At 44.3% G+C, this 12,221-nt stretch carries 12 protein-coding genes; 11 read left to right on the top strand and 1 reads right to left on the bottom strand.

Annotated features, from left to right (window positions below):
• The first annotated feature begins 17 nt into the window (after positions 1 to 17).
• The 4 genes from scrK (at position 18) to A5878_RS14395 (ending at position 4,014) form a co-directional block, all read left to right on the top strand.
• The gene (scrK, locus tag A5878_RS14410; protein WP_010749999.1) at positions 18 to 890 is read left to right on the top strand and encodes a fructokinase ScrK; all 873 of its coding nucleotides are present in this window, start codon (positions 18 to 20) and stop codon (positions 888 to 890) included.
• 99 nt (positions 891 to 989) lie between these two features.
• Positions 990 to 1,739, top strand: coding sequence for an alpha/beta fold hydrolase (locus tag A5878_RS14405; RefSeq protein WP_010749998.1), 750 nt, complete (start codon positions 990 to 992; stop codon positions 1,737 to 1,739).
• Positions 1,740 to 1,846: 107 nt separating this feature from the next.
• On the top strand, positions 1,847 to 2,809 hold the full coding sequence (locus A5878_RS14400) for a rhodanese-related sulfurtransferase (RefSeq protein WP_060791487.1): 963 nt from the start codon (positions 1,847 to 1,849) through the stop codon (positions 2,807 to 2,809).
• Positions 2,810 to 3,075: 266 nt separating this feature from the next.
• Positions 3,076 to 4,014, top strand: coding sequence for a 2-dehydropantoate 2-reductase (locus tag A5878_RS14395; RefSeq protein ID WP_060791486.1), 939 nt, complete (start codon positions 3,076 to 3,078; stop codon positions 4,012 to 4,014).
• Positions 4,015 to 4,125: 111 nt separating this feature from the next.
• Here the strand turns inward: A5878_RS14395 and A5878_RS14390 are convergent, their stop codons facing one another.
• Positions 4,126 to 4,914, bottom strand: a complete 789-nt coding sequence (locus A5878_RS14390) for a PHP domain-containing protein (RefSeq protein ID WP_060791485.1) — start codon at positions 4,912 to 4,914, stop codon at positions 4,126 to 4,128.
• A gap of 132 nt (positions 4,915 to 5,046) precedes the next feature.
• Between A5878_RS14390 and A5878_RS14385 the strand changes: the two genes are divergently transcribed.
• The 7 genes from A5878_RS14385 (at position 5,047) to A5878_RS14355 (ending at position 12,177) form a co-directional block, all read left to right on the top strand.
• Positions 5,047 to 5,913 carry an AraC family transcriptional regulator gene (locus A5878_RS14385; RefSeq protein ID WP_060791484.1) on the top strand — a complete coding sequence of 289 codons (867 nt, stop codon included), beginning with the start codon at positions 5,047 to 5,049 and terminating at the stop codon, positions 5,911 to 5,913.
• A 234-nt stretch (positions 5,914 to 6,147) separates the two neighbouring features.
• Positions 6,148 to 7,221 (top strand): Gfo/Idh/MocA family protein, encoded by a 1,074-nt coding sequence (locus A5878_RS14380; RefSeq protein ID WP_005228203.1) that lies wholly within the window; start codon positions 6,148 to 6,150, stop codon positions 7,219 to 7,221.
• Positions 7,222 to 7,251: 30 nt separating this feature from the next.
• Positions 7,252 to 8,004, top strand: coding sequence for a sugar phosphate isomerase/epimerase (locus A5878_RS14375; RefSeq protein WP_060791483.1), 753 nt, complete (start codon positions 7,252 to 7,254; stop codon positions 8,002 to 8,004).
• Positions 8,001 to 8,720 carry a ThuA domain-containing protein gene (locus A5878_RS14370; RefSeq protein WP_060791482.1) on the top strand — a complete coding sequence of 240 codons (720 nt, stop codon included), beginning with the start codon at positions 8,001 to 8,003 and terminating at the stop codon, positions 8,718 to 8,720. Before A5878_RS14375 ends, A5878_RS14370 begins: the two co-directional genes overlap by 4 nt.
• A complete protein-coding gene (locus tag A5878_RS14365) occupies positions 8,717 to 9,685 on the top strand; it encodes a sugar phosphate isomerase/epimerase (RefSeq protein ID WP_005233928.1) in 969 nt (322 codons plus the stop codon). The genes A5878_RS14370 and A5878_RS14365 overlap by 4 nt, the downstream gene beginning before the upstream one ends.
• A 24-nt stretch (positions 9,686 to 9,709) precedes the next feature.
• Positions 9,710 to 10,738, top strand: coding sequence for a Gfo/Idh/MocA family protein (locus A5878_RS14360; RefSeq protein ID WP_060791480.1), 1,029 nt, complete (start codon positions 9,710 to 9,712; stop codon positions 10,736 to 10,738).
• 512 nt (positions 10,739 to 11,250) lie between these two features.
• Positions 11,251 to 12,177 carry an alpha/beta fold hydrolase gene (locus tag A5878_RS14355; protein WP_060791479.1) on the top strand — a complete coding sequence of 309 codons (927 nt, stop codon included), beginning with the start codon at positions 11,251 to 11,253 and terminating at the stop codon, positions 12,175 to 12,177.
• The last annotated feature ends 44 nt before the right edge of the window (positions 12,178 to 12,221 follow it).

Raw genomic sequence — 12,221 nt, 5'->3', positions numbered from 1 at the left:
AAAAAGGAGCGATGTGCATGTTATACGGTTCGATTGAAGCAGGCGGCACAAAATTTGTGTGCGCCATTGGCGATGAAGAAATGACAATCAAGGAAAGAGTGAGCTTTCCGACAACGACACCTGAGGAAACAATGCCTTTAGTCATTGGTTTCTTCAAACAATACCAAGCAGATTTAGCAGGGATTGGGATTGGCTCATTTGGGCCCATCGATATCCATCGCGATTCTGCCACTTATGGGTACATTACCTCGACCCCGAAATTGGCATGGCAAAATTTTGATTTCATCGGTACCATGAAAAAAGAATTTCCGATCCCGATTTCTTGGACAACAGATGTCAATGCGGCTGCCTATGGTGAGTATGTCTTCGGCAGTGGCAAAGGATTGAGTAGTGTCGTTTATTACACGATCGGTACAGGTGTTGGCGGCGGTGCCTTACAAGAAGGGCGCTTTATCGAAGGCTTTAGTCATCCAGAAATGGGGCATATGCTGGTCGTCCCTCATCCAAAAGATGACTTTGCTGGCAGCTGTCCATTTCATGGCAACTGTTTAGAAGGGATGGCTGCTGGACCCGCCATCGAAAAACGCTTAGGGAAAAAAGGTCAAGAGGTTGCAGAAGATGATCCTTATTGGGAAATCGAAGCCTCCTATATTGCTCAATGTGCCTACAATACAACCTTGATGTTTTCTCCAGATGTGATCATTTTTGGCGGTGGTGTGATGAAACAACGCCATATGCTGCAAAATGTCCACGACGCATTTGCAAAATTGGTCAATGGGTATGTCGAAACACCTGAGTTAAGCAAATATATCGTGACCCCAGCATTGGAAGACAACGCTGGAACGCTCGGTTGTTTGGCATTGGCTCGAGAAGCGGTCTTACATTCATAAATAAAAAAAAGATCATACTCTTCGGGTATGGTCTTTTTTTACAGCGTATCAGTGGCACTTTTGGCGACTTTTTGTATACTTAAGCTGAGGTGGAAAAGAATGAAATTAGCTGTTCGAAAAAGAAAAATCGGGAATATTCCGGTCTTAGAAGTCGTACCAGAAGAAATGATTTATGAGCCGCTGCCATTGATTATTTACTACCATGGCTGGCAGACGAGTAAAGAATTAGTGTTGACACAAGGCAGAAAGTTGGCTAGAGAAGGTTTTCGGGTGGTCTTGCCAGATGCAGCCAATCATGGGGAGCGCAAGACCCAACTATCGGAGATTCCTTCTCTAACTTTTTGGCAAAGTATCCAAACCAATCTATTTGAGTTTTCTTACTTAGTCGATTTTTTTGAAAACCTTGGTTTGGTCAACGGTCAGATCGCAGTTGGCGGAGTCTCCATGGGAGGGATGACCACGTGCGGTTTATTGTGCCAGCATCCAGAAATCACAGCGGCAGCTTGTATCATGGGTTCTCCTTCCATGTTGAAATACCGTGACCGCATCCAAATGCACGCTGGCGCTGCTGGGTTCTTTGTACCCGAGGATTATGGTCAGCTTTTAAGCTGGATGGATGCTTACGACCTGTCTTCTCAACCAGAGAAATTGGGACAGCGTCCTCTTTTGTTTTGGCATGGTACCCAAGACGAGAAAATTCCTTATGGTGATGTGGAAGCCTTTGTGGCAGAAAATCCAGAAGCAAATTTGCAGTTTATCTCGCGAGAAGAACGCCATCTGGTACGTGGAGAAACGATGGATCAAGTCACAGCTTTTTTCGTGGCAGAGCTCAATCAAACCAATCCATGACACGGTTTGCGCAAGGAAAAAGATTGTGTGAAAAGGTACAAGCATAAAACTCGTTTTTTGTCACGTGATAACCTATACTGTAGGGTGCAAAAAAAGGAGGAATTGGTTTGACATACCGCGTTTTATTATTTTATAAATACACAACAATTGAAGATCCGGAAAGCTTCGCCAAGGAGCATTTAGCATTTGGAAAAGAAATTGGCATCAAGGGCCGTATTTTAGTAGCCAATGAAGGGATCAATGGCACACTTTCTGGAACGGTTGAAGCAACGGATCGCTATATGGAAAAAATGGAAGCTGATCCCCGTTTTAAAGGGATTTTTTATAAGATTGACGAAGTAGAAGAACATGCGTTTAAAAAGCTATTCGTTCGTCCGCGTAAAGAATTGGTTTCATTGAACCTTGAAGACGACATCGATCCATTAGAAATGACTGGAAAATATTTAGATCCTAAAGCGTTCAAAGAAGCGTTGTTAGATGAAGATACCGTGGTGATCGATGCCCGTAACGATTATGAATATGATTTAGGCCATTTCCGAGGAGCCGTTCGTCCCGATATCCGCAGCTTCCGTGAGTTGCCGCAATGGTTCATCGATAATAAAGAAAAATTCATGGATAAAAAAGTCGTTACTTATTGTACTGGTGGTATCCGTTGTGAAAAATTCTCAGGCTGGCTGCTGCGAGAAGGCTTTGAAGATGTGGCCCAACTCCATGGCGGTATCTTTGCTTATGGGAATGACCCAGAAGTTCAAGGTGAGCTTTGGGATGGGAAAATGTACGTCTTTGATGAACGCATCAGTGTGGAAATCAATCATGTAGATAAAAAAGTCATCGGCCGCGACTGGTTTGATGGGACACCTTGCGAGCGCTATGTAAACTGTGCCAACCCAGAATGCAATCGCCAATTCTTAACTTCTGAGGAAAATCAGGCTGCCCATTTAGGTGCCTGCAGCTATGATTGTGCCATCCACGAACACAACCGTTACGTGGAGCAACATGGAATCACAGAAGCAGAAAAAGCTGAACGGTTAAAAAACTTTGCAACAAAAAATGAAACAGTCACTGCCTAAACCGACAACTGTTTCACAGGAAATGAAGGATTAAAAGAGTTGCACGTGAGTCCGAAAACTGGCTTAGCTCAGTCAGTCTTTCCACCTTCCGTGCGGCTTTTTTGAATGGACAGAATTGGAAACGATTGTTTTTTAATTATCTGAAAAATCTAACTATTCCAATTGTTCTTTTTTCTTTCCTATCGAGAAAAAACGCAAGGCTCTCGCATATTTCACGATTTTAGAGTAAACTATACCTAATTGTGGAAGAGGAAAGAGGAATTCAGATGAAAATTGTTATTGCTGGTGCAGGTGCTATGGGCAGCCGTTTTGCTATTATGCTAAAAAGAGGCGGAAATGACGTCACGTTAATCGACGGCTGGCCTGCGCATATCGAAGCGATCCGTGAACACGGATTACGAGCGAACTTAAACGGTGAAGAGATCGCAGTCCCTTTTTCGATCTATTCGCAAAATGAGATCCCAACGACTGTACAAGCAGACTTGATCCTGGTCTTTACTAAAGCGATGCAACTGGATCAAATGATGCAAACGATCAAACCGATGATCGGAGAGCAAACGAAAGTCTTATGCTTATTAAACGGGATCGGTCATGAGGACACGATTGAAAAATATGTCAGCACGGATAAAATCTTTTTAGGAAATACCATTTGGACGGCGGACTTGATTGGTCCTGGTAATGTTCGCTTGTTTGGGGATGGTTCTGTAGAACTGCAAAACATCGAACCGGGGAAAGAAGAAGATGCCCGTCAATTGGCGGCAGTCTTGGCTGATGCTGGGTTGAATGCGTCTTATTCTGAGAACATCCGTTACTCCATCTATCGCAAAGCCTGTGTCAACGGCACCCTAAATGGCTTGTGTTCGATTTTAAATGTGAATATTGCCCAATTCGGACAAACCTCAACGGCGCGTGCGATGGTCCAAATGATCGTGGAAGAATTTGCGGCAGTTGCTGCCCATGAATCTGTTGAACTGGATGTATCCGAAGTAGTCCACCATATTGAAGAAACCTATGATCCAGAAGGCATCGGAATGCACTATCCATCCATGTATCAAGATTTGATCAATAATCATCGCAAAACCGAGATCGATTATATCAATGGCGCAATCTCGCGAAAAGGCCGCAAGTACCAAGTGCCAACGCCTTATTGTGACTTTTTGACTCAAATGATCCATGCTAAGGAAGATATTTTAGCAGCAGAATAACCTAAGTAAATCTATTCTAAAAATACAAAAACGGCGTATCCTTTTAGGGTTCGCCGTTTTTTTGTCCATTTATTGAAAATGTGTTGTTGTAGAGTGCATTCAAAGGTGACGCTATTGAGCAGGCAGATCCGCCATAAACCGTTCGCTACCTTGAAAGACCGCTAATTGATTGACACCAAAGGAACGCAATAGATCGCTCATCGCTGCAAAATCTAACCGATAGTCACTGGCTTTATGGGCATCAGAGCCGAGGGTGAACAATTTACCACCGACACTTTGATACAGCGGGATAGCATATTGATAAAGGTGGGCATTTTGATAGGGGCCAAAGCTCTTCGCGTTGATTTCCATCGCTAAGTCACGGGCAACGATTTTTTTGAAGATCGTCGTTAACTCTGTTTCAAAATGGGCGGCCAATTCCTCAGCTGTAAATTGGAAACGACGCAAGCCATAATCAAAGTGGGTCACGATGTGCCCGTCAGAAAACGAGTCCAACACGTGGGCCATTTGATCAAAGTATTGTTTGGCGACTGCAAATTTGTCCTTGTTCAACACGGCATCGTCCATATAATCAAAGGTACCGTTTTGATGGATACTGATCAATTTCAAGTCATAGGGATGGCTTTCAAGATAGCGCAAGATTTCTTGTTCTTGACCAGGCACGACACCAATCTCGATGCCTTTTAAGAGTTTCGTCGCTGTGGTCTCTTGCAGCTTCTGGTGGGTATTTACTAGTAATTCATAGTCAGGAATGTCATCACGGAATCCCGAATAGGGGTTCTTCAAATCGAAATGATCTGTCGCAACGAAGTAGGCAGGCTGGTAAGCAAGATAATTCTCAAACTGTTCATCTGAATCAAAAGACAAAAATGTATGCAGATGTTGATCATAATAATTCATAAACAAGACTCCTTTTCTTGAATACGATACCACAAAAAAGCAGAAGAAACTATGATTGGCTGAGAAAAGGTTTTCTCTTGGACAATTTTTCGCTTATAATAAATAAGAATAGAGCGAAGGAGTCGGTCAGCCATGAGTATGTACCTTGAAATTCCTGAATTTGAAAGTGAATTTCGTTTTCGAACGTTTCTAAATGATGGTTTGACCATCGTTTACCCCCATGTCCATAAAGAAATCGAGATCATTTACGCTAAGCGCGGCACGGTCAATATTGGTGTTGACGATACGATCATTGAGTTGGAGGAAGGGGATCTGTATCTTTTTTCCAGCGGGCAACCCCACTATTTTCTAGCATCGCCTGAGAGTGAACGCTATGTCTATCAATTTGATATGAAGCTTTTTGAAGAGCCGTTGCTTCGAGAAAATGAAGTATCCTTGATGACACTCTTTGAAGAAGGGGAGCCCCACAGCAAAAATTGGCCAACGAGTTTTACGGAAAAAATAACAGGTCTCTTGATCGAGTTGTATCAGTTGGAAGAGGAAAATGTTGTTGGGAAGCGTTATTTGACTCTCGGGCTGCTTTACCAGTTGATTGGGGAGTGCTATCAAAGTTTGCCTAAGCGCAAACAAGCCGTCAATCCGCTAAAACGAACGGCCGCACAATACAAAGAAACCTTGCAGCGTCTGAATGATGTCTTTGAGTACATCGAATCTCATTACCAAGAAGTCTTGACGATGGAGGACACCGCAAGACATGTAGGGTTTAGTCCCCATTATTTCACGCGTTTCTTTAAAACCAATACTGGCAAGACCTTCATGCAGTTTTTGACGGAATATCGCATCAATCAAGCCAAATTTATCTTGGCCAATGAAAAGATCCCCATGGCAGAAGTCGCTGAAAAAGCAGGTTTTGCCAGTGTCAAAACATTTCACCATGTCTTTAAGGAAGCCGTTGGTCAATCACCGTTGCAGTACCAGAAACAACTGAATCAAAATTGATAGAAACAGCCGATGAGCCTTTACTTGTCGACTGTTTTTTTGTCAATTTGGCACTATTTTTTTCTCGATAGTGTTTTTTTAAGCGCTTTGCATAAATTGTGGAGTGGTTCTTTTTGTTAAAGTTTCATAAGATAATTTTCGGGAATTTTTTCAATGGAAACTGGGAAGAACTGCTTTCGATGTTTCGCTATAATGAGGAGGTAGAAAATAATAAGCGTTTTCAGGAGGAAAGATATGACAGTTAAAGTTGGAATCATTGGGTGCGGTGGGATCGCAAACGGCAAGCACATGCCTGCCTTGTCTCAAGTAGAAGAAGTAGAAATGGTTGCCTTTTGTGATCTGCTGGTTGAACGTGCAGTCGAAGCGAAATCAGCATTTGGGACCGAAGATGCCCAAGTATTCAGCGATTATCAAGAAATGTTGGCACAAGCTGATCTAGATGTGATCCATGTGTGTACACCAAACGCCTCACATGCTGAGTTGACGATTGCCGCACTAGAAGCGGATTGTCATGTCATGTGTGAAAAACCAATGGCAAAAACAGCGGCAGAAGCCAAAGCAATGATCGAAGCAGCTAACCGAACAGGGAAAAAACTCACGATCGGCTACCAAAACCGTTTTAGAAAAGATTCTCGTTATCTTCATGAAGTGTGCGCCGAAGGACAATTAGGAAACATTTATTTTGGGAAAGCTCATGCGATCCGTCGTCGGGCTGTGCCAACTTGGGGTGTTTTCCTTGATGAAGAAGCGCAAGGCGGCGGTCCGTTGATCGATATCGGTACCCACGCATTGGATCTGACCTTATGGATGATGAACAATTACAAACCAAAATTTGTTGTCGGAAAAGCGTATCATGAGTTGTCGCAAACCAAAAATGCCGCAAATGCTTGGGGCCCTTGGGATCCAGAGAAATTCTCAGTAGAAGATTCGGCCTTTGGTTTTGTGGTTATGGAAGATGGCGCAACGATTTTCTTAGAAGCTAGCTGGGCGCTCAACAGCTTGGATGTGAAAGAAGCCAAAACGACGCTGATGGGCAGCAAAGCGGGTGCAGATATGAACAACGGTTTGACCATCAACGGAGAAGACCACAGTTTGCTGTATGAAAAAAATATCGAACTTGAAACAGGCGGCGTTGATTTTTATGAAGGAAACGGTGAAACGCCAGAAATTTTAGAAGCACAATCGTGGATCCATGCGATCATCAACGATACCGAACCAGTGGTCAAACCTGAAGAAGCAATGGTCGTGACGGAGATTTTAGAAGCGATCTACAAATCATCGCAAACCGGTGAGCCAGTCTACCTATAAGAACTGCTGGAAGAAAAGGAGCGAGCATAAATGACAAAACCGAAAATCGCTTTACAGCTTTGGAGTATTCAAGAGGACTGCAAGACAGACCTTTTTGAAGCGTTGAAAACAGTAAAACAAAACGGCTATGACGGTGTTGAATTTGCCGGTTATCATGGACACAGTGCTGCTCAGATCAAAGAAATGCTGGAGCAGTTGGATTTGGCGGTCGCGGCTTCCCATATCCCGTTTGAAGCATTGCAAGATCGTTTTGAAGAAACCGTCGCTTTTGAAAAAACGATTGGCAATCAACGGATCGTCATTCCGTATGCCAGCTTTGATTCTTTGGAAAAATGGCAAGCCTTTGCTGCGGAGCTGACCCAGATCACCCAAAAATTGCAAGCCGAAGGGCTGACTTGCTACTACCACAACCATGCCCATGAATTTACTGAAGTTGCTGGAGAATCTATGATCGATGAACTGATCAAAGACAATCCGCAACTGCGTTTGGAAGCCGACCTTTACTGGTTAGCTTTTGCAAACGTGGCTGTTTTACCTTGGCTAAAGGAACGCGAAACGAAGGTCGGCTTGGTTCATATCAAAGATATGCAAGAGCAGCCGCAGGAAAGCACCGAGATCGGCAATGGGATTTTACCAATCAAGTCGTATGTAGAAACAGCTAAAGCATTAGAACTACCATGGTTGATCGTTGAGCAGGAAGCGTTTCAAAAATTCGCTCCTTTAGAAGCCAGCGGGATTGATTATCTGCAATTAAAAAACATCGTAGAGGAGGTCTACCAATGATCCATGTTACGGTATGGAACGAGTTTCGTCATGAAAAAACGAATGAGACCGTCCAAAAAATGTATCCAGAAGGAATCCATGGTCAAATTGCCAAGTTTTTAGAAGAGGATGATTTCCAAGTGCGAACGGCGACCCTTGATGAACCAGAACACGGGTTGACGGAGCAAGTATTAGCTGACACGGATGTATTGGTTTGGTGGGGCCATATGGCGCACGAAGAAGTCGATGAGGCTATCGTTGCTCGTGTGCAGCAGCGTGTATGGGAAGGAATGGGACTGATCGTCTTGCATTCTGGTCATTTTTCGAAAATCTTTAAAACCTTGATGGGAACGTCGTGCGATTTGAAATGGCGAGTAGACGATCAGCATGCGCGGATCTGGAATGTCAATCCAAGCCACCCAATCGTTGAAGGAGTCGGCGAATGGATCGAACTAGAGCAAGAGGAAATGTATGGCGAGCACTTTGATATTCCAGCGCCGGACGAATTGATCTTTGTCAGCTGGTTCCCTGGTGGTGAAGTTTTCCGCAGCGGCTGTACATTCCGCCGTGGGAATGGCAAGATCTTCTATTTCCAGCCTGGTCATGAGACATTCCCAAGCTATTACAATCCCAAAGTGCAAAAAGTGATCCAAAATGCGGCTCGCTGGTGTGCACCAACAGAAAATCGTTACCCAACATATGGGCATTTTCAAGCAATTGAGGAGGAAAGAAAATGAAATTAGGTGTTTTTACCCCGTTATTCAATCAACTTAGCTTTGAAGAAATGATCGATGAAGTAGCGAAAAAAGGGCTGCAAACCGTCGAGATCGGTACCGGTGGTTCTCCCGGCAATGCCCACTTAGACATTGACCGTTTACTAGCAAGTGAAGCAGAGCGAAAAGAATACTTAGCGAAATTAGCTGATAAAGGATTGGAAATCTCAGCTTTGAGCTGTCACAACAACCCAATCTCTCCATTAAAAGCAGAAGCGCAAGAAGCCGATGAACTTTTGCGCAAAACCATCAAATTAGCCAGCTTAATGAATGTACCTGTTGTGAACGGATTTTCAGGCGTTTCAGGCGGAAATGCAACAGATACGCAAGTCAACTGGCCAGTATTGCCATGGCCAACGGAATACGATGACAATTATAATTATCAATGGGAACAAAAACTGATTCCTTATTGGAAAGGCATCAACACGGAAGCGGAAGCGGCTGGTGTTAAAATTGGGATCGAACTTCATGGCGGCTTTTTGGCACATACCCCTTATACGATGTTGAAACTGCGGGATGCTGCGGGTAAAGCCATCGGCTGTAACTTGGATCCAAGTCATTTATGGTGGCAAGGGATCGACCCAGTGGCAGCGGTCAAAATCTTAGGGGAAGCCGATGCGATCCATCACTTCCATGCTAAAGATACGTATTTGGACCAAGACAATATCAACATGCATGGCTTGACGGACATGCAGCCATATAGCAATGTCAAAACCCGAGCTTGGACCTTCCGTTCAGTCGGTTGCGGCCACAGCTTACAAGTCTGGTCAGATATTATTTCTGCACTTAGAATTTATGGGTATGATTATGTCTTGAGTATTGAGCATGAAGATCCAATCATGTCCATTGATGAAGGACTGAATCGTGCCATCAGCAACTTGAAGACGATTATGATCCGTGAAGAAGCTTCATCCATGTGGTGGGCATAAGAAGAAAACCGAGGAGTGTCAGACATGAGTGCAATCAATTTTGCAGTAATCGGATATGGCGGCATGGGTGCGTACCATGTCCACAATATCTTACCAAATGAAAACGAACGAATCCACATCGTAGGAACTTACGATATCAATGAAGAACGTCAAGCGATCTCACAAGAAAAAGGCCATAAGATCTTTAAAAGCTATGATGAAGTCTTAGCCGATGAGACGATCGAAGCAGTATTGATCGCCACACCTAATGACTTGCATAAAGAGTTATCGATCGCTGCATTGAGAGCAGGCAAACATGTTGTTTGCGAGAAGCCTGTTGCGCTGAATACTGCGGAACTAGATGAGATCGTGGCGGTTGCCCAAGAAACCGGCAATACCTTTATGGTTCACCAAAACCGCCGTTGGGATCCTGATTTTTTACTTGTACGCGAACTGTACCGTAATGGACAGATCGGCGATTTGTTCCAATTAGAATCACGGGTCCAAGGGGCAAACGGCATCCCAGGAGACTGGCGTCATGTGAAAAAACAAGGCGGGGGAATGCTCTTAGACTGGGGCGTTCACTTGCTGGATCAAATGCTATGGCTGATCGACAGTCCAGTGAAAGATGTTAAAGCGGATCTTAGCTTTGTGTTGGGGGAAGAAGTCGATGATGGGTTCTTCGCTTTGATTACCTTTGAAAATGGGGTCAAAGCAATCGTGGAAGTTGGAACCTCCAATTACACGCAATTGCCTCGCTGGTACATCAAAGGAACAGAAGGAACAGCCACCATCACCGATTGGGATTTAAATGGGGAAATGGTGCAAGCAACAGGTCGCGAAGATGTGGCAGCACCAAAACCAGTCCAAGCAGGCGTCGGCTTGACGAAAACGATGGCACCCCCATCGGAATTGGCAGCCAAAGAAATTCCTTTCCCGAAAGCCGAAGCAGATTTTGAACCTTTCTACAAGAATTTTTACAACGTTGTACGCAACGGTGCCGAACCTATCGTTAAAAACGAAGAAGTCCGAGCAGTGATGCAGTTGATCGAACGCATTTTTGCCACAGCGTAAGAGATAAAGGAAGCAGCTCTTTATCCATGTAACCGAACGAGTGCGAGAAGCAAAAACTGGGAGAGAATGATGTTCATTCTGTCCCAGTTTTTTTATTTCTTGACATCATAAGTGACCCATAACCATGTGAAGGGGAAACAATTTTCAAAAAGAAGCTTTGGTTAAGGTACTTGATGTTCAGTTAAAGAATACTGTTTTGAATGGTTTGGGTTAGTAGGATCACTCGAGGTACCTCGATCTATACGCTTATTGGTTAGATAAGCGAGGCGATAGCTAGGCAAGTTGTCGCTAACCCACACGCTTGGAGTTGCAACAAGCGCACAATAGTCACTCTTACCGCAAATAGGGGTGGCTATTGTGCTACATATGTTTGAACTTCTCACGTTTTGCGTGGTTTTTTATCCTTGAAAATTCCCAACTCCTACCGCCATAGCCTAAAATTCCACGTATAATAAAGAAAACGACCGTTTTATTTGGCGAAGGGAAAAGAAAAAGCAAAAGAGGTGCGAACTATGAGGATGAATCAAGAAAAGCTGACTTCATCAAATGGGAAGGATCAGCTTTTTGTCAAAACGTGGCTGCCAGAAGAACAGCCGAAAGCAGTCGTGCAAATCGTTCACGGAATGATCGAACACATTGAACGTTACCACGAGTTTGCGGAGTGTTTGACTACGCAAGGCTATGCGGTGGTCGGTCATGATCACTTAGGGCATGGGCAATCCGTGAAAGAAACACAGGCCTATGGGCATTTTGGTGAAAAAGAGGGCGCCAACTATTTAGTGGCAGATGTGGGAGTGGTCCATCAGTACGCAGCTGCTTGCTACCCAGACCGACCATACTTTATCTTAGGGCACAGTATGGGGTCGCTGGTGTTGCGGAATTATTTGTTTAGTCAGCCACATCCATTGTCAGGAGCGATCATCATGGGCACCACGATGGAAAAAGCCGTGCTGATGCAAGGAGGCAAACTTGTCACGAACTTGTTGCGGCCGTTTGCCGCTCAGCAATGGCCTTATCACGTAATGGAACAGCTGGTTTTTGGCCAGCACAACCGGCGTTTTCGTCCCAATCGGACCGCCAAGGATTGGTTGACCAGTGATCCGCAACAAGTGGATCGCTACTTGAAGGACCCTTACACGCAATTTCATTTTTCCTTACCGGCTTACAAGGATCTCTTTACATTGACGCAAGCTGCCAGTGATCCGGATCAACTGCGCAGGATTGATCCAGAATTGCCGCTGCTCTTGATTTCAGGTGTAGATGATCCTGTGGGGCACTATGGCAAAAGCGTCCGCCAATTGGCTCAGCAGCTGAAGCAAAATGCTGACGTGACGATGTATTTGCTTGAGCAGGGACGTCATGAGATTTTGAATGAGCGCAACCGCGAGATCGTTTACAATGAAATTTCTCGCTGGCTGTTTGAAAAAATGCCGAAATGACGAACGTTAAGAAATTGGTAGTCTTTTCTGAAAATTCAAAATTA

Source organism: Enterococcus sp. 3G6_DIV0642 (assembly GCF_002140635.1).
Taxonomy (GTDB): domain Bacteria; phylum Bacillota; class Bacilli; order Lactobacillales; family Enterococcaceae; genus Enterococcus_D; species Enterococcus_D casseliflavus.
This window is presented reverse-complemented; position numbering and strand designations above follow the sequence as displayed.